Annotated in this window: 17 protein-coding genes; all 17 read left to right on the forward strand. The window is 40.6% G+C overall.

Translation table 11 applies throughout. From position 1 onward, the window contains the following. The first annotated feature begins 34 nt into the window (after positions 1 to 34). The 17 genes from QR40_RS04100 to trxA all read left to right on the forward strand — a co-directional run bounded on the left by QR40_RS04100 (position 35) and on the right by trxA (position 25640). Positions 35 to 1525, forward strand: a complete 1491-nt coding sequence (locus QR40_RS04100; RefSeq protein ID WP_044293586.1) for a metallophosphoesterase — start codon at positions 35 to 37, stop codon at positions 1523 to 1525. 73 nt (positions 1526 to 1598) lie between these two features. After that, the gene (locus QR40_RS04105) at positions 1599 to 1883 is read left to right on the forward strand and encodes a helix-turn-helix domain-containing protein (RefSeq protein WP_027295870.1); all 285 of its coding nucleotides are present in this window, start codon (positions 1599 to 1601) and stop codon (positions 1881 to 1883) included. Then, the gene (locus QR40_RS04110; protein ID WP_044293588.1) at positions 1870 to 3012 is read left to right on the forward strand and encodes a type II toxin-antitoxin system HipA family toxin; all 1143 of its coding nucleotides are present in this window, start codon (positions 1870 to 1872) and stop codon (positions 3010 to 3012) included. Before QR40_RS04105 ends, QR40_RS04110 begins: the two co-directional genes overlap by 14 nt. A 187-nt stretch (positions 3013 to 3199) precedes the next feature. Next, complete coding sequence (locus tag QR40_RS04115; RefSeq protein ID WP_044293589.1) at positions 3200 to 4042, forward strand: HipA domain-containing protein; 843 nt, start codon at positions 3200 to 3202, stop codon at positions 4040 to 4042. A gap of 241 nt (positions 4043 to 4283) precedes the next feature. Further along, positions 4284 to 4679, forward strand: coding sequence for a hypothetical protein (locus QR40_RS04120; RefSeq protein ID WP_052430692.1), 396 nt, complete (start codon positions 4284 to 4286; stop codon positions 4677 to 4679). Positions 4680 to 5035: 356 nt separating this feature from the next. After that, positions 5036 to 11482, forward strand: a complete 6447-nt coding sequence (locus QR40_RS29480) for a beta-L-arabinofuranosidase domain-containing protein (RefSeq protein ID WP_052430693.1) — start codon at positions 5036 to 5038, stop codon at positions 11480 to 11482. A gap of 188 nt (positions 11483 to 11670) precedes the next feature. Next, on the forward strand, positions 11671 to 13323 hold the full coding sequence (locus QR40_RS04130) for a response regulator (protein ID WP_044293590.1): 1653 nt from the start codon (positions 11671 to 11673) through the stop codon (positions 13321 to 13323). A 154-nt stretch (positions 13324 to 13477) separates the two neighbouring features. After that, positions 13478 to 14635, forward strand: a complete 1158-nt coding sequence (locus QR40_RS04135) for an ABC transporter substrate-binding protein (RefSeq protein ID WP_044293591.1) — start codon at positions 13478 to 13480, stop codon at positions 14633 to 14635. Between the two features lie 248 nt (positions 14636 to 14883). Beyond that, the gene (locus tag QR40_RS04140) at positions 14884 to 16395 is read left to right on the forward strand and encodes a sugar ABC transporter ATP-binding protein (protein WP_027295872.1); all 1512 of its coding nucleotides are present in this window, start codon (positions 14884 to 14886) and stop codon (positions 16393 to 16395) included. Between the two features lies 1 nt (position 16396). Continuing rightward, positions 16397 to 17464, forward strand: coding sequence for an ABC transporter permease (locus QR40_RS04145; RefSeq protein ID WP_027295873.1), 1068 nt, complete (start codon positions 16397 to 16399; stop codon positions 17462 to 17464). Next, positions 17464 to 18483 (forward strand): ABC transporter permease subunit, encoded by a 1020-nt coding sequence (locus tag QR40_RS04150; RefSeq protein WP_027295874.1) that lies wholly within the window; start codon positions 17464 to 17466, stop codon positions 18481 to 18483. Before QR40_RS04145 ends, QR40_RS04150 begins: the two co-directional genes overlap by 1 nt. Before the next feature lie 274 nt (positions 18484 to 18757). Continuing rightward, a complete protein-coding gene (locus tag QR40_RS04155) occupies positions 18758 to 20398 on the forward strand; it encodes a helix-turn-helix domain-containing protein (protein ID WP_044293592.1) in 1641 nt (546 codons plus the stop codon). A 214-nt stretch (positions 20399 to 20612) separates the two neighbouring features. Next, a complete protein-coding gene (locus QR40_RS04160; protein WP_027295876.1) occupies positions 20613 to 22070 on the forward strand; it encodes a sensor histidine kinase in 1458 nt (485 codons plus the stop codon). Between the two features lie 18 nt (positions 22071 to 22088). Next, a complete protein-coding gene (locus tag QR40_RS04165) occupies positions 22089 to 23714 on the forward strand; it encodes a response regulator (protein WP_027295877.1) in 1626 nt (541 codons plus the stop codon). Positions 23715 to 23747: 33 nt separating this feature from the next. Continuing rightward, complete coding sequence (locus QR40_RS04170) at positions 23748 to 24746, forward strand: ABC transporter substrate-binding protein (RefSeq protein WP_052430694.1); 999 nt, start codon at positions 23748 to 23750, stop codon at positions 24744 to 24746. A 268-nt stretch (positions 24747 to 25014) separates the two neighbouring features. After that, a complete protein-coding gene (locus QR40_RS32030; RefSeq protein WP_052377960.1) occupies positions 25015 to 25266 on the forward strand; it encodes a DUF6132 family protein in 252 nt (83 codons plus the stop codon). 41 nt (positions 25267 to 25307) lie between these two features. Then, positions 25308 to 25640: a thioredoxin gene (trxA, locus tag QR40_RS04180; RefSeq protein ID WP_027295879.1), complete on the forward strand. Its 333-nt coding sequence runs from the start codon at positions 25308 to 25310 to the stop codon at positions 25638 to 25640. Positions 25641 to 25647: the final 7 nt, after the last annotated feature.

Here is a 25647-nt window from a genome sequence, read left to right on the forward strand (position 1 = left end):
TTTGCATGATTAAAGAATAGAAAGGGGATAAAATATGGGAACTGCAGGCTGGGAAACGGAAAATGCAGAATTGGAGGCGGTGGCAGATACAGGCTCTGTTCCAATTGTATTTATATCCGATCTGCACTTTGACTTTACCAATAATGAATATCATCCGGAATCAGCGGAAAGAATGAAGGAAGAGTTTCTGGCATTTGTAAAAGAACAGTGCAGAAATTGTCTGCTATGCCTGGCGGGTGATTACTTTAACGATTACAGAAAGACCCTTGCTTTTATACAGGAGATGGAGAGCCATAGAATCAGAGGGTTTTGCGTTCTGGGCAATCATGATTACTGGAACCAGGGTCAAAAAGGCTATCAGGAGCTGATTGCCTTATTTGAAACTGAAACGAGGGGAAACCAGTATTTCAGGCTTCTGATTATGGGCAGAAAGTATTATTTTGAGGATGTTTGTGTCATTGGTGATACCGGATGGACGAGTTTCCGGCGAAGGGCCGGAGGTGATATTTCTTTGGACCGGTTTATGGAATTGCCTGAAGCGGATGAGGTAAAGGGATTTTATCCGGGTCAATTAAAGGCATTTCATAGGGATTGGGTTGAATTTGCCAATGCAGCCGTATCTTCTGAAGAAAAGGTTTTAATCATTACACATTTTCCAATGTTTGATTTTACCAGAGAAGACGCCGATTGCTGGTGGAGTTCTTTGACAGACTTAAAAGAAGAAAACTGCTGGAACATTTTTGGACATACCCATCATAAAAAGGTCCAGTGTTACAATAACGTGTCATATCAGATTGGCTATGGAAATAAAGCAGCAGAACAAGTGGTGTGTGAAAAGCGTTATTCCTTAGAAATGTTTGGAAAGTTAGAAAAAGTCGGCGGTGGCAGCAGTGGAGCGCTAGCTGGCGGCAGAATTTTAAACGCTTTCTTTTCGCCATTTCTGGTCACCGATACGAACAGGGACATTGCAGAGATTACCCAAATAAGAAGCAGAGGATTTAGAAGATGTGCTGCCAATAAAAATAATTTTGCAGCGCTGGCGAATGACCGGGAAAATTATCTGAAACAAGTAATAGAAATTCTTAACGGTTGTCTGGAGGGAAACCATATAGGCTATGTGGTAACGGAACGGCTGTCAAAGTACATCGTTGAGTCTGTATTTGCGTCCATTGCGGTTTTAGAGGAAAGTGATTTTAGTGATATCAGAGCATTTGTAACGGCTGCTGTAATCACAGGTTATGTCTATAATAATGTGCCACATATGATAGAAGACATGCGTCCGCTTGATGACTACGATGTAATTCGATTCTGGCTGATGTTTCTAACCATTAAAAAATATAATATTGGTATGACAGATATTCATTCGGTAAGAAAAGACAGGAGCAATTATATCGCGTTTCAGAATGTTGATATTTATTTGCCAGCGGTTAATAATATGGTTATGCCGGCAGAGGAAGTACTGCAGCTTATGCAGAAAAATTATCTGGGGACGGATGGATTTCATGTATTGGTGGAACCGAAATAGAGAGAAAGTAAAAGATGGCTAATATATTATCTAGTACTTGATAATATATCAGAAATGGGATAAAATATTAGCTATGAATATATATCATTTCAATCAAAAATCACCGGGAGAAATTAATAAACTTATTGCGGAAAGAATACGCAGAATCCGAAAGCGGAGAAAAATATCACAGAAAAAATTGAGTGAAAAATCAGGAGTAAGCTTAGGTTCTGTGAAGCGTTTTGAGCAAGAAGGGGAAATATCATTGATTTCTTTAACGAAGATAGCGATCGCACTTGAAATTCACGGAGAACTTGAAAATTTATTTGAAGAAGTTCCGTTTTTATCCATTGAGGAGATTATAAATGAAGGAAATTAAAAAGCTGAAAGTTTTTTATCACTGTAGAAAAGTTGGAACTATGGCTTTATATAAAGGAAAGCTTGCCGCTTTTGAATACGATAAAGAATGGGTGGCAGATGGATTTTCCATCAGTCCATTTTCGCTGCCTTTGGAGCAAAAGGTGTTTATACCTAAAATGGAGCCATTTGATGGAATTTATGGTATTTTTGCAGATAGCCTTCCGGATGGTTGGGGCCGTTTGCTGGTAGATCGACTGATGTTGAAGAATCGTATTAATCCTTACGAAGTAGGGAATTTAAATCGTCTTGGAATTGTTGGAAACTCAGGGATGGGAGCTTTAACATATGAGCCAGACTATCATCTTGACTTAGATAAACCATGCTTGGATCTTGACAAAATTGCAGAAGAGTGTAGCAAAATATTAAAAACGCAATACTCAGAAAATCTGGATGAACTATTTCAAATGGGGGGCTCGTCCGGAGGGGCAAGACCCAAAATATTAACACGGATAGATGAAGAGGATTGGATTGTGAAATTTCCTTCATCAGAGGATGGAGTCCATATAGGAAAACAAGAGTATGAATATTCTTTGTGTGCAAAAGAATGTGGAATTGAAATGGAAGCAACAAAACTTTTCGACTCAAAACGATGTGAAGGATATTTTGGCACGAAGCGCTATGACAGAAGAGTGGTGAATGGAGTTATAGAACGAATTCATATGATTTCCGTTAGTGCTTTGTTGGAGACTTCGCACCGTATTCCGAATCTGGATTATGATATTTTAATGAAATTAACGCTTGAACTGACAAAAGAATTTTCGGAAATAGAAAAACTGTATCGTCTTATGTGTTTTAATGTTTTTGCACATAATCGGGATGATCATTCCAAAAATTTTACTTATTTATATAAGGAAAAGGAAGATAGATGGGTCTTGTCTCCGGCATACGATCTGACCTATAGCTATTCTATTGGAGGTGAGCATGCCACTATGGTGCATGGTAATGGCAGAAATCCGGGAATGAAGGAAATTTTGCAGGTTGCCAAATCCATTGGTTTAAATGAAAAAAAAGCAAAAATAATTGCAGATGAAATTTATGAAAATGTGAAGGAGAAGCTGGGAATATATTTGGATGATGCAAAATTTTGATGACTATGGTTTCCAAGTTCAATCATTTTAAAAGAGCAAAATAATTTTTGACATATTACAGGAGATTTTGAGATCATTTAGAATCCGATATACAAAAAAATATATAGGATATAATAAACAGCAGGGAGCGTGTTTACATGTTTCCTGTTTGTCATAAATGAAAAGAAGAGATATGGGGAACGAATAAATGATTGATTTTAGTGATTGCACTTTAAGCGGGATATTATATTCCGGGAGTGAAAAAAAGACCGGAATTCTGTATCATGATGAGGCGTATATGTTGAAGTTTAGGAAAGTAGTAAACGGTCAACCTTCTTATAGCCATATTTCTGAGTATCTCGCCAGCCATATTATTAAAACAACAGGCTTGGATGTGCATGATACACTATTAGGTATCTATAAAGGACAGGAGGTTGTGGCTGTAAAGGACTTTACTGCTGGAACAGGGGAAACATTAGTGGAATTTTCATCTACAGGAGATTCTTCTTTTGATACGGAGAGAGAAAAACATACGGTATATAGTTATAGAGAAATTGAATATCTTTTGGAACAGCGTACAAAAGTTATTGCGAGACAAGAGTTAATACGAAGATTCTGGGAGATGTTTATCGTAGATGCATTGATTGCAAATCTTGACAGACATGGCTATAATTGGGGGTTCTTAAAAGGAGTTACAAGTTACAGGCTGGCACCAATTTATGACAACGGGTCCTCTCTTTTTCCACGGCTTCAGGATGAAGAGCTTGACAGGATTTTGAATAGTCAGGAGGAAATGGATAAAAGAACTTACCATTTTCCTACATCACAGATTCTTCTGGATGGGAAAAAGTCATCTTATTATGACGTAATAAATAATGGAGATTTTGTAGGCTGTAAGGAAGCAGAAAAGAAAATTACAGATAAAATCGATTTTAAGAAAATAGATAAATGTATTGATGAAACTGCATTTATCAGTGAGAATAGAAAAGATTTTTACAAATTAATTTTAAGATATCGTTATAAACATATATTTCATAAAGAGGTAGAATAGATGTTGCAGAAGGATGTTATTGATGCAGTTCCATTAAACGAAGTAACTACACCCATTTTGGAAGAGCGAGGCCACTGAAAAAGTCCCCTATTTTTAAAAGAGTTTGTCATATTACACAAATAAATATTAGTTTTATGTTTTTATAGGACCTTAACAAACGAATCTATCACGTTCCTTGGAGAGTAGAGAACTTTAAAATTTTAACCTTTTGTGCAATATTACTTTGGCTTAAACTTTTTCAGTGGCCTCGGAAGAGCCGGATTATAGCAGAATCGCAGATATAAAGGCGGTATGGAAAGAAAATAAAATACCTGTTGCCAGAATAACTTATGAGCATTTCTGGAATGAGGAGTTTCAGTATATTATAGAGCCATACTGGGAAACAATTGATAAACTGGCAGATGAGGAACCGGGAGCATTTCTGGGAATTCCGGGGATTGATATGGATTGCAGATATCGTAAATATTACAGGGTAAACCATGTCCCGGCATTTATATTACAGAGGACGCCACCGAAGAACAGGCAGGATGTAATGGAGATGATGGAAGCAGTTGGATTAAATTATTATGATCCATTTGAGTGGCTGATTCGGACACCATATAAGGCATCACAGGATAATCTGGTGGTGGAAGAGTAATAACGCAGATGAAATAGCATAGTAACAATTTGATTCATAGGAGCCGGAAAGCAATTAATAATCGAAAAAATTGCGTTCCGGCTTTTTTTGTGCGCATTTATAAAATGCCGCCATAACAAAATAAGATAAATAATCCAACCCATTTGATAAAAATGAACATTGAATATTTCCATCCATAAAATATACTTAAACCATTACTAAGAAAGCGAGGGAATCCGGAGCGTGTGTAAAATTCATTTCCGTGATCTGCATGTACCAGTTTGCGGACAGAGAGCAGTTTCAAACATACCCGGGCAAAGAAATGGCAAACTGATTCAGCGGAATCAGCCATTAACAAAACTGGAGAGGAGATTACAATGAGGAAAAAGCAGGTTTTATGGAAAAAGTTACTAAGCGGTTTTTTGGCTGTTACGATGGTTCTCGGCAGCGTGGCGCCAATGCAGGCAAATGCAGAAGAGTCTGGAACACAGGAAGAGGCGAAGAAGACATTACTTTATTTTGTTGATGCAGGTGATCATGATGTGACTACGGTATCAGAGGGGGATGAGTTCGGAGCATGGAATACAGTTACGGACCATGTCTTTGGAGAAGATCCCGGCACAGGCAGAATGTGGGGGATAGATGATCCCGCAGGAGAAGTTTCAGAAGAGACATATCCGGTCACGGGTGTCTATACGAAACTTACATGGGCAAATGAGCAGCTGGCACAAGATGGTGTTTCTAAGGAACTCAGTTTCCGTTACGGAAGAAACCAAAATGAAAATGGAATCAAAGAGCTTTACGTAGATTATAAATTTGAACTTCAGGCAGGCAAGACCTATGATGTGGAAGTTGGAGTAGGCAATAACTGGGGGAATTCCAGCCCGGTAGAAGTCTACGCAAACAGAGGGGAAGAATCAGAGCAGCATATCGGAAGCAGCGGTAACATTCCCAAGAGTGGCAATGCCGTAGTGAAAGGTGAAGCAACGGCAGATGAAAATGGCTATCTGAGTGTGGATGTGCGTAAATCAGATGAAGTAAAAGGGAAGACAATTAATGTTAACTGGATTCGGATCTACACCAGTGAGCCAATTCAGGATGCGGATCTGGAACTTCAGTTAAAGTTTGACGGGAACGTTTCGGATACTTCCGGAAAAGATCTTCCGATAGCATTGACCGGATCTGAAAATTACATAGAAGGAATGAATGGAAATGCACTGCAGTTAGATGGGAAAACTTATCTGAATCTGGGGAACAGCGCGTCCCTGCAGCCGTCTATGCTGACTGCGGCATTCTGGGTAAAAGCTCCTGAAGCACTGGGCAAGGGCGAGCATATTATTATGTGGGCAAAGCCCAACGGTAATTACGCAGGAGAAGGATGGTATCTGTCCAGCCTGAGCGATACAGTACCGCTGAAGTTGTCTGTTGGAACTTCGGTAGGTGGTGGACAGCCTATGGAGATATCGGTAGAGGATGACAGGGATCAATTTTTCCCGGTGGATGAGTGGGTATATGTCACAGTGACTTATGACAGTGAGACAGGAGCAGCCTGTATTTACCGCAATGGGATTCCACAGGAACTGACATATAATAACAAAGGAAATAAAATTAACGGAAATGATTCAGATTATAAATATCTGGGATTTAATTCTCCAAAATACAACGGTGGATTTGCAAAACTGGCATTTGATGATTTTGAAATCTACAGCCACTGTGCCGATTCAGAAGAAGTTTCTGCATTGTACCACCGCTACGGGGGGATTTATACCGATGAAGAAATCGTGGATAAAGATCTGGCATTGTTAAATCCGTTTGTAAATACGGATACGCTGGTTCATGATGTAACGCTTCCGGATGCCGGAAGAAATGGAAGTGCCATAACCTGGAACAGCAGCAGGGAAGAAGTCATTTCCAACCAGGGACAGGTGGTTCGCCCAAATCCCGGAGAAGAAGATGCCCAGGTAATCCTGACAGCTTCTGTCACATATGGGGATGTGACGAAAACAAAGGAATTTACGCTGAATGTTCCGGCACTGACAGAAAACCAGTTGTATGTAAGCTATGATATGACGGTACAGGACGGTATGCTGGTAGACAAACAGGGCAGATGCAATGCACCCCTGGCCGGAATGAATGAAAGCAATGTAACAACAGATGAAGATGGGGAAAAGAAGCTTAAGTTTACGGGAAATAAAAACCAGTATGTTAAGATTCCTTCCGGCATTATCGAAGATGGAGATGAAAGTATTACCATCGAAATGAAATTCAATACGTCACAGATGGACTTTGCCTGGGTTTTTAATCTGGGAACAAAAGATGTAAATAATTACGTCTTTTTGAATCCGATCAGAGCCGGCGGAGAGGTTGCTTTTACCTTAAAAGCAAATGGCAAAAGTGAGCAGTCCGTGAATATCGGCGGTGCAATAAAACCAGGCGAAGATACAACGGCTGCCATGGTATTCAGTGAAGACCAGACTGCGAAACTTTATCTCAACGGTAAGCTTGCGGGAACTACAAAACACGGATATAACCTGACAGATATTTTAAAAAATGGTGTAAAAAATCCTGAGGATGCTATTGGATATATGGGATTGTCACTCTATGGAAACGATCCGGGATACATCGGAACAATTTCTTATTTTGATGTCTATAATTATGCCATGAGCGATCAGGAGGTTTGGCAGAATTATGCGGATAAAAATCTGGATATGACAGATGAGGACCGGATTGCCGAAGACCAGAAGGCATTAAAGTTAAAAGAAGGAGAACTTACAAAAGAATACCTGGAATTGCCGAAGATGGGACTGAACGGAAGCAGTATACAGTGGGAAAGCAGTAATACCAATGTGATTTCCACAGATGGTACGGTGAACAGGCCTCAGGCAGGAGAAAAGGACGCAGAGGTAATCTTAAAGGCAACCCTGACACTTGGAAATCTTACGAAAGATAAATCGTTCCGTTTTCTTGTTCTGGCAGAAACGGACATCACCGGAATTGAAGAATTTCCATTGGAAGCTGTAGATGTAACAAATGATTACTATGACCAGGTTACCGACAAAGATATTGCTTTTTTAAAGGAATTTGATGCGGACAGGCTGCTGTCCAGATTCCGGGAGACGGCAGGATTAAGTACGCAGAATAAACAGACTTACATCGGATGGGAAGACAGCTATATCGGCGGGCATACCCTGGGACATTACCTGACAGCATGTGCACAGGCATATCTGACAGCGGACAGCGAAGAAGACAGAACCTGGATGAAAGACCGTCTTGCTTACTTAATTCAGGAACTGGAGAAATGCCAGAATGCTATAGGAACAGGTTTCATATTTGGTGCGCAGATTGAAGACCGCAACAATATTGAAAAACAGTTTGATATTATGGAAGGAAAAACAGGCGGTGCAAACTGGGTACCATGGTATACCATGCATAAAATACTTGCAGGACTGGTAGACGTTTATAAATTCACCGGAGATGAAAAGGCCCTGAAGACGGCATCATCCCTTGGAGACTGGATTTACAACAGAACCAGCAAGTGGGATGCAGCCACGCAGCGCCGGGTACTGAACATTGAATACGGAGGCATGAATGACTGTCTCTATGAACTTTACAAATGTACCGGTAAGGAAGAGCATGCCAAAGCTGCTCATATGTTTGATGAAGACACCTTATTTGAAAATGTACTTGCCGGAACACCAAATATATTAAATGGAAAACATGCCAATACCACCATACCCAAATTCCTGGGAGCATTAAACCGCTACCGCGCGCTGGATGGGAAAACAATCAATGGAGAAAAACAGGATGCTTCCAGTTACCTGCAATACGCAGAAGCATTCTGGGATATGGTAATTGAGCGACATACCTATATTACAGGAGGCAACAGTGAGTGGGAACACTTCGGCGCAGACAATATCCTGGATGCGGAGCGGACCCAGTGTAACTGTGAGACCTGCAATACTTACAACATGCTTAAAATGACCAGGGAATTATTCAAGATAACCGGAAATAAAAAATACTCCGATTATTACGAGAACACTTTCCTGAATGCCATTATGTCCTCCATAAATCCGGAAACGGGGATGACTACCTATTTCCAGCCAATGGCAGCCGGATATTTCAAGGTATATGCAGATACCAATATCAATAATAACCAGTTCTGGTGCTGTACAGGCAGCGGAATGGAGAATTTTACAAAGCTTGGGGACAGTATTTATTTTTATAAAGATCATACCCTTTTTGTTAATCAGTATCTGAGTTCTGAATTAACCTGGGATGAGAAGAATGTAAAACTGACTCAGAAAACGGCTATCCCTGAGACAGATACCTCAGAATTTACCATATCCTTATTAAACGGAGCTGATAAGGCTGATTTGAACTTACGCCTTTCTGTTCCCTCATGGGTTGCGGGAACGCCTGTTGTAAAAGTGAATGGAGTAGATCAGAAAGCAGAAACTGCCGGAGGTTATCTCTGCATTGACCGTACATGGAAAGACGGCGACACAGTAAGTGTACAGCTTCCAATGGAGGTCAGGGCATTTACACTGCCGGATGATGAAAGAGCATTCGCATTTAAATATGGTCCGGTGGTATTAAGTGCAGAGCTTGGCACAGATGATAAAATGGATCTGACCACCTGCGGAGTAGCAGTTTCTATTCCAAAGACAAAAGTAGTCGGTTCAGAATCAGCCAGCCCCAAAGACGGAAAAAGAGCAGTTCTGGGAACAGAGACCATAGATATTGAAAAATATACGGTAGATGATTTTATGGAAAATATAAATCAATATCTGGTTAAGACAGTGGGAGAAGACGGAAAGCTGTCGTTTAAACTAGAAGGAACGGATCACGATCTGACCTTCTCTACCCATTATCTCCAGCACACACAGCGGTATGGAATCTACTGGTATTTTACAGGTGCAGACAGCAGTGCGGAGGATCAGCAGGCAGCTATATTAAAACAAAAAGAAGAAGGCCGTGCAAACCAGGCAAAAATAGATGTTATTAAGGCTGGTTACGGACAGTACGAAAACGACAATATACACCAATTGGATGATAACAATGGAGCAGGTTCTGTTGGGGGAAGTGATAATGCGTTAAATGGTATGACAACACGTTATGCAGTACCGGGTGGATTCTTCACATACCGGATGATTGTCAACAAAGAAAAGACTAACTACATTTTATGCCAGTTAGCAAAGATTGATAATGGAAAAACATTAAAGATTACAGCCGGGGATCAGGTCATTTACAATGAAAAACTAAATTATTCCGGAAAAGATGCTGTCTATGAAATGAAGATAGAAATCCCGGAAGATGCAGTAAAAAAAGCACAGTCTATTACGGTAGATGATGCTGCAACGGGCACCCGGAAGACTTATGATGTAGTGCCGCTGAAGTTTGAAGGATCGGCAAATGAGGCTTCAGCCCGGTTAGTAGAAGAGATGTATATTGCAACCAGTTACAGCCAGAATGCATATCTGGTTTCCCTGACTCCCAATGTGGGAACTGTGGAAATGAAGGAAGACAGCTGTGTGATTACTGTACCAGAAGAGACACAGGAGGTTGGATTTACTGCTAAACTGGCTGATACCTATGGACTGCTCTATATAAATGACATCCTTGTCAATGATTCTGCACTTCAGAAAATCACACTGGAGGGAGACAAAACAGAAGCTGCGCTGCGGGTATATGCAGAGGATCATGTGACCTTAAAAGAGTATACAGTTATAATTGAAAGAAAAAATGTGGAAGAGGCAGTGCTGGTGAGTCAGATTCTGCCCGGATGGAGCCAGAAAACCATGATCACAGGTGAAAGTACCCTGATCGATGTGAAAGTGCTTCCGGAAAATGCAGCCAATAAGAGTCTGAAGTATCAGTCGGATAATGAAAAAGTTGCAGCAGTAAGCGGAAATAAAATAACAGCGGCTGCACCAGGAAATGCCATCATAACTGTTTCGGCAGAAGATGGTTCTGGTGTGAAAGTATCCTTATCCGTGACCGTAAAAGCTCCGGCACCTAAGCCGGTTCCGGTTAAGGGTATTGCGTTGAATCCAACATCGAAAACAGTAACAGTGGGAGAAATCTTTGCACTTCAGGCACTGATTTCACCGGAAAATGCAAGCAATAAAAAAGTAACATACAGTTCTTCCAATACAAAATCAGTGGCAGTCAATGGAAATAGTATCCTGGCAAAAGAGCCCGGAAAATCTGTAATCACTGTGATGGCACAGGATGGATCAGGAGTGAAAGCATCCATGACGGTAACCGTTAAGCTTGCAGCACCGGGAAAAGTAAAAGCAGTTCAGTCAGGTGCGGAAAAAGTAAAAGTAAGCTGGAGTAAATCGTCCAAAGCAGTAAAATACAATTTATACCGCTCCACAAAAGCAAAAAGCGGTTACCGTAAAATCAAGACGGTTACTTCCTCCGCATATACGGACCGCAAAGTAACTTCCGGAAAGACTTATTATTATAAAGTACAGGCGGTGGCATCCGAGGGTGCTTACAGCAGTGCTAACAGTGCAGCCGTGAAAGCATCTCTTCTAAAAATACCATCCATAAAAGTGAAGTCCGCAAAAAAGGGCAGAGCAAATATCAGCTGGAAGAAAATAAGCGGGGCATCCGGATACGAGGTTTATATGTCTCAGTATAAATCCAAAGGATTCAAGAAAAAAGCGGCAGTTAAGAAACAAAAAGTGGTATCTGCTTCTGTAAAAGGATTAAAGAGTGGTAAGAAATACTATGTAAAAATCAGGGCTTACCGGACCATTAATGGAAAGAAAGTCTATGGAGCATATTCCAAAATCAAAAGTATAACCATTAAATAGGAAATGAAAAAAGGATTTTAATCCCGTATTAGATTCGGGGTTAAAATCCTTTTGCTGAACAGCGTTTTTTATAACGATAAAAAATCCCACCTTATTAATAAGAAATCCCGTTTCTTTTTCCATTTATTTTTGGCATTACTATTATATAGAAGAATAATTAAAAAAAGTATGAATAGGGAGTGGCAAATATGATCAAGGTATTTTTAGTAGAAGATGAAATTGTAATTCGAAACGGTATCAAAAAAGGTATCCAATGGGAACAGGAAGGGCTTTCTTTTGTAGGGGAAGCATCGGATGGTGAATTGGCTTATCCGATGATCATAAAAAACAAACCGGATATTCTGATCACAGATATTAAGATGCCCTTTATGGACGGATTTGAATTGAGTAAGGCAGTTCTTCGTGATCTGCCGGATACAAAAGTCATCATATTAAGCGGATACGGTGAATTTGGCTACGCCCAGGAAGCGATTAAAATGGGGGTACAGGAATATCTGCTGAAGCCAATATCCTCAAAGCGGCTGCTTGTAGCAATAAAAGAGGTAGCTGAAATTATTGAAAAAGAGCGGGAGGAACGTATGCTGCTGGAAAAGTATTCAAAAGAGATGGAGGAAAATGTAAGAAGAAATATACAGTGTTTCTTCACCATGCTTGTAACAGAACAGGTGCCAATGTCTGCAGCGCTGGAACAGGGGCGTCAGCTGGGCATGGAGCTGAGTGCGGAAAAATATAATATGATTCTGTTCAAAATCCGGAAAAAGGAGCATGAGGCAGAATATTCCGAGGGAGTAGTGGAGGTTTCGGAAAAAATCCAGAGATATGTAGAAACCCAAAGCCATGTATTTGTATATGAGAGAGGTGCGGAGGGGCTGGCCTTCCTGATAAAAGGTGACAGCAGTGAGGAATTAAATGAAAAGATTTCAGAGTTCTGCCATTATCTGGTGGAACTGATCAGTGGATATGAAAATCTGGAATACTATGCAGGGGTGGGGAAGATGGTATCAAGGCTTCGGGAACTGAGAATTTCTTATAATGAAGCGGACAAGATATTTTCAAGCCGCTTTGTGGAAAACTGGAACAGGGTAGTATATGAGGACAGTTATATACCCGGGGCGGTTGCAGATATTGATCTGTATAATATATATTCTGTGGAGGACTCCAGAAAAATGATCCGCCAGTTTTTGCGAAATGGAACACTGGATGAGGTGCAGAGCTTTATAAAGGGATATTTTGGGAATACCAGCCAGGACAACCTGAAATCCTTAATGATGCGTCAGTATATCTGCATGGATATCTATTTCAGTGCAATCGCATTTGGGGAAGAAATTCAGCTGAGCAAAGAAGAACTGGTAGAAAATTGCGGAGAGATCAAAGGATTGAGCGAACATATAGTGGGATTAGATACTACAAAGCAGTATGTACGGGAACTTTTGGAAAATGTACTTCTGCTGAGGGATAACGCATCCGGGCGTAAATATTCGGATATTCTGTTAAAGGCAAAGTCTTATATTACAGAAAATTACATGCAGGAGGATATGTCACTGAACAGACTGGCATCTCATGTGAATATGAGCCCCAGCTATTTCAGCTCGGTATTCAGCCAGGAGTCAGGAATGACATTTGTAGAATACCTGACAGAAGTGCGCATGGATAAGGCAAAGGAGCTGCTGATGTGCTCTAACCAGAAGACTTCCGAAATCGGATATCAGGTTGGTTATAAGGATTCCCATTACTTTAATTACATATTTAAAAAGACCCAAAAATGTTCGCCGAAGGAATACCGGTTGAGAGGAAAAAAAGTACCGGAAATAAATTTACTTCAAAAAATTTCGAACATTTAAAAAAAATTTCTTACAAAAACCAAAGGAAGATCAGATAATACGAAAAATACATTACAAAACACAAAAGTCCGTCCGTATAAAATTTTTCCAAAATAGACTATGATAAAGATGGTTAAAGAAATCAACTTTTACATAATCTAAGGAGGATTTATTAATGAAAAGAAAAGTAATCAGCGTTTTACTCTGTACAGCAATGGTAGCTTCCATGGCAGCAGGATGCGGAAGCAGTGCTAAAGAAACAGAAGCGGCAGCAACAACAGCAGCGACAGATGCAGCTACAGAAGCAGCAGCAACAACAGAAGCAGCAACGACAGAAGCAGCAGCAACAACAGAAGCAGCAGCAGATACTACAGACGGCGGAAGCGACGAGGGCGGTAATGTTACAGTTGGTTTTTCACAGGTTGGTGCAGAATCTGACTGGCGTACAGCAAACTCAGAATCAATGAAATCAACATTCAGCAAAGATAACGGTTATGAACTGATCTTTGATGATGCACAGCAAAAACAGGAAAATCAGATTACGGCAATCCGTAACTTTATCCAGCAGGAAGTAGATTATATTGTACTGGCACCGGTAACTGAAACAGGATGGGACACAGTACTTCAGGAAGCAAAAGATGCAGCAATTCCGGTAATCATTGTTGACCGTATGGTAGATGTATCCGATGACAGCCTGTATACAGCATGGGTAGGTTCTAACTTTGAATTAGAAGGTAAAAAAGCTTCCGCATGGTTAAAAGCATATGCAGATGCTAAAGGCATGAAAGAAATTAATATCGTAGATATCCAGGGAACAATCGGAGCTTCCGCACAGATCGGACGTACAAAAGGACTTGCTGATGCAGTAGAAGCAAACGGCTGGAACCTTCTGGCAGCTCAGACTGGTGAATTTACACAGGCAAAAGGACAGGAAGTTATGGAGTCCATGCTGAAACAGTACGACAACATCAATGTAGTATATTGTGAAAATGATAATGAAGCATTTGGAGCAATTGATGCTATTGAAGCAGCTGGTAAAACAGTAGGCGTTGACGGAGATATTCTGGTAATGTCCTTTGACTCAACAAATGCAGGTCTGACAGATACTTTATCTGGAAAAATCGTTTGCAATACCGAATGTAACCCATTACACGGACCACGTGTAGAAGAGATCATCCAGAAACTGGAAGCAGGAGAAGATGTAGAAAAAGAACAGTATGTAGATGAAGAAATTTTTGCAAATCCAAGCGAAGTAACATCTATTAATGTTGACGGAACCGATTATCCGGTAACTGTTATGACCCAGGAAGTGCTTGATAGCCGTGCATACTAAAAAATTTAAATTGCGGATTCATGACCGGTACTGCATAGGATAAGTTCTGGTGCGGTACTAGTACAGGGCGTGGCAGAATAATTCGGAATACGGATAAGCTGCTGCGCCTTATTTCCGCGAGCAACGAGCCAATCGGACGCGCTTGCGGATCCATTTGGCGACTGCCGCGAGGGTTAAAAACCCTGTCGCTTGCGGCGGGGTTTTTGATTTATGTAAAACAGTAATAGGAAAGCAGGTGTAGAGGAAGAATGAAGCAGAATGAAGTTTTGACTATGCGTGGCATCTATAAGACTTTTCCCGGCGTAAAAGCATTGCAGAATGTTGATTTTACATTGAGAACCGGTGAAATCCATGCACTGATGGGTGAGAACGGTGCCGGAAAATCAACCTTGATTAAAGTATTGACAGGTGTATACGAATTTGATGAGGGAGAGGTAAAGATGGAAGGCAAGCCAGTCAAAAACCACTCTCCCCAGGATGCACAGAATAACGGGATCAGCACGGTATACCAGGAAGTAAACCTCTGTCCCAATTTATCCGTAGCGGAAAATCTTTTCATTGGAAGGGAACCCAGGAAAATGGGGCTTATCGATTGGAACAAGATGAACCAGATGTCAGGTAAACTGCTGGAGAGTCTGGACATCCAGGTAGCGCCATCACAGAAACTGGAAGAGTGTTCCATTGCAATACAGCAGATGATCGCAATTGCCCGTGCAGTAGACATGAAATGCCGTGTGCTGATACTGGATGAACCCACATCTTCGCTGGATGATGATGAGGTTGAAAAGCTGTTTATCCTAATGAGAAAGCTAAGAGGAGAAGGAGTCGGCATCGTCTTCGTAACACATTTTCTGGAGCAGGTTTACGCGGTATGTGACCGCATTACCGTTTTACGAAATGGGGAACTGGTAGGAGAATATGAGGTCAAAGAGCTTCCCAGGGTTATGCTGGTAGCAAAGATGATGGGGAAAGATTTTGATGATCTGGCTGATATCAAAGGAGACCGGGAACAGTCAAAAGCAAAAGCAGGCGTACCGGTAATCAGTACCGAAAAGCTGGGCCATACGGGAACAATCAAGCCGTTTGACATTGATATACATAAAGGTGAAGTAATCGGACTGACAGGCCTGCTGGGATCAGGAAGATCGGAACTTGTAAGGGCAATCTATGGTGCGGATAAAGCGGATTCCGGAAAACTTATGGTAAATGGAAAAGAAGTCAAAATCCATGCTCCGATAGATGCAATGAAGCTTGGAATGGCATATCTGCCGGAGGATCGTAAGAAGGAAGGAATCATTGCTGATTTATCGGTACGTGAAAATATAATTATTGCTCTTCAGGCAAAACGCGGCATGTTTAAACCAATGAGCCGTAAAGAGATGGAAGAAGCGGCAGATAAATACATTGACATGCTCCAGGTTAAGACTGCAAGCCGTGAAACTCCGATTAAGAGTCTCTCCGGAGGAAACCAGCAGAAGGTAATTATCGGCAGATGGCTTCTGACCAACCCGGAATTCCTGATTCTGGATGAACCTACAAGAGGTATTGATATCGGAACGAAGACAGAGATTCAGAAATTGGTACTGAAACTTGCAGATGAAGGAATGGCGGTAACATTTATTTCTTCAGAAGTAGAAGAAATGATCCGTACCTGTTCCCGCATGGGCGTACTTAGAGATGGTAAGAAAGTAGGCGAGATCAGCGGGGATGAAATGACACAGGAAGGTATTATGAAAGCAATTGCAGGAGGTGAGGAATAACATGAAACAGAAAATAGACTTTAGAAAAGTAACCAGGATGCGTCTGTTCATGCCGATAGTATGTCTGCTGGTTGTATTACTGGTTAATGTGATTACAACCCCCAGCTTCTTCAAAATTTCTCTTAACAACGGTGTACTGTACGGATATATTATTGATGTTATCAATCGTGCGTCAGAGCTGGTAATTCTGGCAGTCGGCATGACTTTAGTTACCGCAGCCAGCGGAGGTCAGGATATCAGCGTTGGCGCCACCATGGCAGTGGCAGGAGCTGTCTGCTGTCAGATTCTGTCCGGCGGCGAAGTTTCCACCAATACTTTTCAGAATCCTTTGATTATTGCAATACTGGCAGCATTAATTGTAGCCATGATCTGTGGATCCTTTAATGGTTTTTTGGTTGCACATCTGAATATACAGCCTATGGTTGCAACATTGATCTTGTATACAGCAGGCAGAGGTATTGCACAGCTGATTACCCAGGGACAGATAACTTATGTCCGCGTGGAATCTTACAAGGTATTAGGGGGATATATCGGCAAGTGCCCAATTCCAACACCTATATTCATTGCAATTATTGTAATCATCATAATCAACCTTGTTTTAAAGAAAACAGCGTTAGGCTTATATATTGAGTGCGTAGGTATTAATGGAGCTGCTTCCCGTCTGGTGGGGCTCAATTCTAAAATGATTAAGTTTCTTGCTTATGTGCTGTGTGGTCTGCTTGCAGGAATTGCCGGAATTGCTGCATCCAGCCGAATTTATTCTGCTGATGCAAATAATATTGGTTTAAATCTGGAAATGGATGCTATTCTTGCTGTTGCTCTTGGCGGTAATATCTTGAGCGGCGGAAAGTTCAGTCTGATGGGATCCGTAATTGGTGCTTATACCATTCAGGCTCTGACTACAACACTTTATGCAATGAATGTATCTGCTGACCAGCTGCCGGTTTACAAAGCCGTTGTAGTTGTTATCATTGTTACACTGCAGAGTGAGGTATTTAAAAAATTCTTCAAAAATCTTACTGCTAAAAAGGACGCAAAAAAATTAGCTGCACAAGGAGGGAATCAGTAATGAAAAGTTTAAATAATAAGAAAAAACTGAATGGAAACAGTTTCCTCCTTATGATTACGATACTGTTGTTCGTGATCATGTATGCCGCTGGTATGATTATCTTTAATGATAAAGGATTTGCGAAACCGCAGATGTTTCTGAACCTGTTTATTTCAAATGCAGGGCTTCTGGTAATTGCAATGGGTCAGACTATTGTAATGATCACAGGAGGAATTGATATTTCCGTAGGTTCTGTGACAGCGCTGGTGTGTATGGTGGCTGCCAATCAGATGGAGAATAATGGCGCAAGTGCTTATACTGCAGTATTGCTTGCACTGGTGATAGGCCTGGCATATGGCGTGATTCAGGGATTTTTAATCTCTTTTCTGGACATTCAGCCATTTATTGTTACGCTGGCGGGTATGTTTTTTGGACGCGGTCTGACAGCTATAGTCAGTACAGATATGATTTCTATTAAAAATGAAGTGTTTTTAAATTGGGCAAATTATAAAATTAACATGCCTTTTGGTACTGTGAGTAAGAAAGGCGTCTTCCAGGCGGCGTACATATACCCCACGGTGGTCATAGCCCTGATCATTCTCATTGTTGTAATTATTATTATGAAATATACAAAGTTTGGACGTAAGTTATATGCAATCGGAGGAAATCAGCAAAGCGCCCTAATGATGGGTATCAATGTTCGTAAGACCAAACTGTGTGCATATATATTGAATGGACTTTTGGCTGGCATTGGAGGATTTCTCTTCTGCCTCAACAGCTGCGCAGGATTTGTGGAGCAGGCAAAAGGGCTGGAAATGGATGCCATCTCATCTGCCGTTATCGGAGGTACTCTGCTGAGCGGAGGTGTTGGAACACCATTTGGAACACTGTTCGGCGTATTAATCAAAGGTTCCATATCCAGCTTGATCACAACCCAGGGAACACTGTCCAGCTGGTGGGTAAGAATCGTATTATCTGCATTACTTTGTTTCTTTATAGTTTTACAATCTATATTTGCAAGAATGAAATTGAAAAAATAATGAGGGTATTGCTGGGTAGGCAGCATTAAAAATAAAAACATAAATAAAAGCAGGGCTGTCAATAAAAGCATAAATATCGCTTTTCAAGACAGCCCTTTTTATATTGAATATTGTATAAAGATACAAAGATCATGTGAACACTATTGCTTTTGATGGTTATTATAACGATAATATACTATGCTGTACCGTGAGTCATATCTGCAGAGTTTGCAGAATACTAACCAGGGAGTAGTACGGTCAATAGTGTGGAAATATGCTAAGGACGGAGGACAATATGATTAAAGTATTTCTGGCAGAAGACGAAATGACTATTCGGGAGGGTATTAAAAGGAGGGTGAAGTGGGAAGAAAACGGCTTTCTCTTTTCCGGTGAGGCAGAGGATGGAGAAAAGGCACTTTCGATGATACGAAAGATAAGGCCGGATATTCTCATAACAGATATTAAAATGCCTTTTATGGATGGGTTGGAATTATGCAGATTGGTAAAAGAAGAGTTCCCGGAGATGAAAATACTTATTTTGAGCGGGTATGATGATTTTTCATATGCAAAGCAGGCAATCAGGCTTGGGGTAGCAGAGTATCTCTTAAAGCCGGTGACCAGTGCAAGACTGCTGCAGTCACTGTTGGAAATGAAAGAGGATTTAGAAGAGGAGAGGGCCCAGACACTATTTCTGGAACAATATGAGAAAGAAACACAGAAAGATTATGAGATATTAAAATATCAGTTTTATAATGAACTGTTAAGCGGTAAGGGTACTGCTTTCGAACTGAAGCAGAAAGGAGAAAGCCTGGGACTGGATCTGGAAGCAGGTGCTTATAATTTTTTACTATACAAAATCTCTGCATCCAGTTATGATGACCATATGGAATATCGCCAGGACTATATGCAGGTGGAAGCATTTCTGGTGGAAGCGTTTGAGAAGGATAAAAATCTGATTTATTTTGATCATTTGGCAGAAGGTGCGGCATTATTAATTACAGGTAAGACGCCCAAGGAAGTAGATCAGACGATATCCAAATGCATACGGATTATTTCAAAGGAGACGGATGCAAGCCATAAGCTGCATTATTTTATCGGAATTGGGAAAAACGTGCTGGATCTTAAAGATATTGCACTTAGTTATCAATATGCAAACAGAGCGTATACCTACCGGTTTCTCACCTTAGGAAATAAGGTACTTTATGGAGGTGACATTCATGCAGGGGATTTGGAAAAAGAAAAACCATTCAGCTTGATGGATGTAGCTTCAAATCATATGGATAGTAAAGTTGCATTGAATTTTTTAAAAAGCGGTTTGAAAAGCGACATTGAGCTGTTTGTGGAAAAATTTATCCGGAGTCTTGGAGAAAATAATATGGATTCATTAATGTTCCGGCAGTATATTATATTAGATATTAATTTTCAGATTGTTCAGTTCTTAGAAAGCATTGGACGCACCAGGGAGGATCTTCAGAAAAGGTTTCCTGAATTCGGTGATATCATGATGTTTACCCGTTCACTTGGTAAAACAAAGCAGTATATCATACAAAGTTTTGAAAACTGTATGAACCTGAGAGAACTGGCGGCTGTAAACAAATATGCTGATATGGTAGAGTGTGCCAAAGAGTTTATCAGGATTCATTATAACGATGAGGATATATCCTTGAATACAACAGCTGCCAGGGTAAATGTAAGTCCCAACCATTTCAGCCGTATTTTCAGCCAGGAAACCGGGATTACTTTTGTAGAGTACCTAACGGATATTCGTATTGAAAGGGCAAAAGAATTGCTGCGCTCCACCAATATCAGAATTTCAGATGTTGGTTATGAAGTCGGTTATAAAGATTCTCACTACTTCTATTATCTGTTTAAAAAAATGGAGGGCTGTACGCCTAAAGATTATCGGATTAAAGTGCAGAGAAAGGAGATCAGATAAATGATACATTTTCGTACTTTTTTGATAAGAAAACCCATTGATCATAAAAAACATTATTCTTATAATAAGTATATAAGGAAAGCATTTCGGGTCTGATACAGAAAAATTCTTGACAGAATATCTGATAGGCCCTTTTTGTCAATTATAAAATATTAAATAACAGGGTTTTATCAGAATTGTTTCAGATAAAAGCGGCAGAGGGAGACAGGTACAAATGGGTTGGAAGGATGTGGAGTCCCGGTTTGACAGATGTTCTATACGAAGAAAGCTGATGATTCTAAGGAGCGGCATTATTATACCATTTATTATATTAATTATTTGGATGATTCTGCTGATGGTTTCTTATAATGAAAAATACAGTGCGGTGATTAACAATATGGCAGCGGCTACGGAATTTAACTCCGATTTCCGCTCAGAACTGGATTATAAAATGTACCGGATCGTAGCAGGTGCGGTTACATTTGAAGAGGTTAAGCCATATGAGGATATAAATCAGGCAAAAATTATTCTGGAAAAGCTGAAGGAGACTGCCACAACAGAAAACAGCGTAGACAGGATCGATGCAATTCTCCGTCTTTTAAAACAATTAAAAAACACAATGGAGAATATAGAGAAAAATGAACCTGTTTTGGGCAGGAAAGATAACACGGAGATATTAGACAAAGATATTTACCAGTTTACAGAGCTGGTAGATGAAAAAATGTCAGATTATATCAGATATGAAGCGGAACATGCAAAAGTGGTGAAAACGGAGCTGGAAGTTCAGATCGGGACATCCATTCAATACTGTGTTATTATTGGTTTTGCCATTATTTTTTTGGTTTTGATACTTACAAACCGTATATCAAAAAGTATTGAACGTCCGGTCCGGGAGTTATGTGACAGCACGAAAGAGGTTGCAAAAGGAAATTTTGATATTCAGGTAAGGATTGATCCTATGGAAGAGATGGAGGTGCTTGGAAACAGCTTTAATATTATGGTTAAGAAAATAGGAAGCCTTGTGGAGGATGTTCGCAATGAACAGATCCACCTGAGGAAGACGGAGCTGAAATTACTGCAGGCGCAGATAAATCCGCATTTCCTATATAACACCCTGGATACCATTATCTGGCTTGCAGAAGATGAGCAAAATGAACAGGTAGTGCAGATGGTGGACCAGCTTTCCATCTTCTTCCGTACTACATTAAGCAAGGGGCAGGAGTTTATTACCCTGGCTGAGGAGGAATCACATGTAAGAAGCTACCTGATGATCCAGCAGTTCCGGTATCAGGATATTCTGGACTACGAGGTTGAGATGGATCAGGAGATACGATGTAATTATATTCTGAAGATCTGCCTGCAGCCCATTGTAGAAAATGCCCTTTATCATGGGATTAAGAACAAAAGAGGAAAAGGAAAGCTCAGTGTAAAAGGATACCGTATAGGAGACTATATTCACTTTTCCGTAAAAGATACCGGACGGGGTATGAGTCCGGAGGAATTAAACAGGTTGGAGAACGAGCTTAAAGGAGAGCAGCTCTCTGACAGTAAGAGTGGGTTTGGACTTTTAAATGTCAATGAAAGGCTGAGCCTCATTTACGGAGAGGAGTGTAAAATACATATCACCAGTGAGTACGGCGTTGGTACAGAGGTTTATTTCAAGATACCTGTGTGCAGCAAAGCTGTGGATTAGGAAAAAGGGAGAATTATTATGATAAAAGTTTTTATAGTGGAAGACGAAACTGTCATCCGGGAAGGGATCAAGCGCAGGATTGACTGGGAGGCAAATGGACTGTGTCTGGTTGGAGAGGCCGGTGACGGCGAATTAGCGTATCCGATGATCCAGGAAACGAAGCCGGATCTGCTGATTACAGACATTATGATGCCGTTTATGGACGGACTGGAACTTAGTGAATTAGTAAAAAGGGAAATGCCGCAGATTAAGATTATTATTATTAGCGGATTTGAGCATTTTGTCTATGCCAACAGGGCACTGAAAATCGGTATTGTTGATTATCTGTCAAAGCCTGTGGATGCCAGAAAGCTTTTGAATATCATGATTCAGGTCAGAGAACAGATCGAAATAGAAAAACAGAAGAGAAAGTATATTGAACTTTATGAAATGGAACGTGAGAAAAAAAGAATACTGAAAAAAAACCAGTTATTCAACGATATGATATCCGACAGGTGTTCTGTATCGGAAATTATATCCAGAGGGCTGCAGCTTGAGATTGACCTTGCAGCCAAGGAGTATAATATAATCCTGTTTCAGTGCTGGAAGGAGAAAACAGATGTACAGGTAGAATTAAGCGAACAGGACATCATGAATATAATAGCAGAGAAGCTGGAGGAAAAGCAGTGCAAGGCAGTATACTTTAACCGGGAATCAGAAGGCGGGGCAATTCTTGTCAAGGGAAAAGACCGGGATGAGCTGAAATGCGTCGTAAACAAAATCCTTAAAACGTTGGATCAGGTTACCCTGACGTGGACCGGATACCGGTATTTTGCCGGGATAGGACAATGCTTTACAAGGCTGCGGGATATAACAAAATGCTATTATCAGGCAAATAAGGCATTTGCGTACAGGTTGTTTGACCAGACAAAGAATGTGGTATTCAGCGCAGAGCTTCAGGATATAGACAAAGATCAGGGAATGCGGATGAATATGGATGAGATTGACCTGGGCAGGATGGACAAGGATATCCTGGAAGACTTTCTCAAAAACGGCTCACAACAGGAGGTGGCAGACTTTATAGATACCTATATCGAAAGTATAGGAAAAGCAAACATGGATTCTATGATCTTTCGCCAATATATAGTATTGGATACGAATTTTGCAGCCCTCCGGTTTCTGAAAAAAATTGGGAACAAGGAAGAGCGCTTAAAAGAACATCATACAAAAGTAGGCGATCTTCTTACGAATATCAGCTCCCGGGAGCTGACCAGAAATTATCTTATAAAAATTGTGGATCTCTGCATTGAATCGCGTGACCAGATGTCCAAAAGCCGGTTAGAAGGCTGGATCGAAGATGCGAAAGATTATATCAATGAGCATTATGGTGATGAGAAGATTTCCCTGAATGCAGTTGCTGCCTATGTGAATGTAAGCCCTAATCACTTTAGCAGAGTCTTCAGGCAGGTGGAGGGCAAGACTTTTGTAGAGTATTTAACACAGACCAGGCTTAATAAAGCAAAAGAGATGCTCAGGTGCAGCAGTATGAAGACGTCGGATATAGGCAGCAGGCTGGGATATCGGGATGCGCATTATTTTTATTACATATTTAAGAAAGAAGTAGGATGTACCCCCAAAGATTATCGAATGAAAAGTGTGGTATAAACTAGCTTGTTGCAAAATAGGATCGGTAGGAAAATGGAAAAGAAAAAAATATGGATACTTTGTATTACAATAGCAAGTATACTCCTGGCAGGCTGCACTATAACAAAGAATCACAGAGAAACAATATCTGCCGAAGAAAAAAACTTGATAACAGTAGGGTTTGCCCAGATCGGAGCGGAATCTGACTGGAGAATTGCCAATACGGAATCGATGAAAGAAGCATTGAGTGTGGAAAATGGTTTCCGCCTTCTGATCTCCGATGCACAGCAAAAGCAGCAGAACCAGACCAAAGCAGTCCGGGACTTTATTTCACAGGAGGTAGATGTCATTGTGATTGCACCTGTCACGGAAGATGGCTGGGATACTGTGCTGGAAGAGGCAAAGGATGCAGGGATACCGGTAATTGTCGTAGACCGAATGATTAATGTAAAGGATGATTCTCTGTATACATGCTGGGTCGGGTCTGATTTTGAGAAGGAGGGACGTGCCGCAGCGGATTGGCTGGTAAAATATATGGAAGCACGAGGTGAGGGAAGTGATCACCATCAGATTGCAATCTTAAAAGGTACAATAGGATCGACTGCCGAAATAGGCCGTACCAAGGGATTTAACGAAGCAATCAAAAAATATCAGAACTATGAGATCGTATCTGAGCAGCTGGGAGATTTTATTCAGACTAAGGGCAAAAAAGCGATGGAATACTGTCTTCAGAAGAATCCGGATATTGATGTGGTGATAGCCCAGAATGACAATATGGCATTTGGAGCAATTGAAGCAATAGAAGAGATAGGCAAGAAGGCCGGTAAAGACATTGCCATCGTATCTTTTGATGCAGTGAAAGCAGCGTTTGAGGCTATGATAGAAGGAAAATTAAACGTTTCCATAGAATGTAATCCTCTGCATGGTCCCCGGGTGGCGGAAATTGCAAAAAAAATTATGAGCGGAGAGTCCGTCGATAAACTTCAATATGTAGAAGAAGGAATTTATCCTTCTGAGACGGCAGCAAAGGAACTTCCCAACCGGAAATATTAAGAAACAAAGAAATACGAAGAAACAAAGAAAACTAACAAACAAAGAAATACGAAGAAACAAAGAAATACTTCAAAAAAGTCTGTGGAACAATCCGAAAAGGTTTTGGAATCCGCAGGCTTTTTTCTTGTCTGAATCTGGAAATAAATAAATTTAGAAAATATATTGACAAACCATACTGTAACCATTATAATTACAGTATAAATGAAACTAAAAAAGTTACAGATAAAAAATTGTGATCCATATATATGGATATACAAAGGAGGCAACTATGGGATTTGACAGGAAAACGATGAAAAGATTTATAAAACCTCTGATTTTTATATTGGGAGGCATAGCTGCCGGATATCTATATTACTGGCAGATCGGGTGCATCAGCGGTACCTGTGCCATTACTTCAGACCCTATGAAAAGTATGGTCTTTGGAGGGATAATCGGATTGATTCTTGCGGTTGGATTCTGGGAACCGGCACCTAAGGATAAAAATTCCATAGAAAATGCAATGGATGTCGATAAGAAATAAATTAAAAACAAGCAGATAAACAGAAAGTGGAGGTAATACAAATGGCTGGAACATTATTAACAAAGGAAAATTTTAACAGAGAAATAGAAGAAGGTAAAATTACGGTAGTAGACTTCTGGGCACCGTGGTGCGGCTATTGCAAAAGAATTGCACCCTCAGTTGATCAGATTGCAGAAGAATATCAGAATATTTTAAAAGTTGGTAAGCTCAATATTGATGATGAACCGGAACTGGCAGAGAAATTTGATGTTATGACGATACCGACACTGATTGCATTCCAAAATGGAAAGGCAGCAGGCGAACCGCTGGTAGCACCTACGGCTAAGTCTCAGATAGAAGGCTGGATGAAGGAACTGGGGATTACGAAAGAGTAGGAGAGGA

The sequence above is a fragment of the Robinsoniella peoriensis genome (assembly GCF_000797495.1).
GTDB lineage: Bacteria > Bacillota > Clostridia > Lachnospirales > Lachnospiraceae > Robinsoniella > Robinsoniella peoriensis.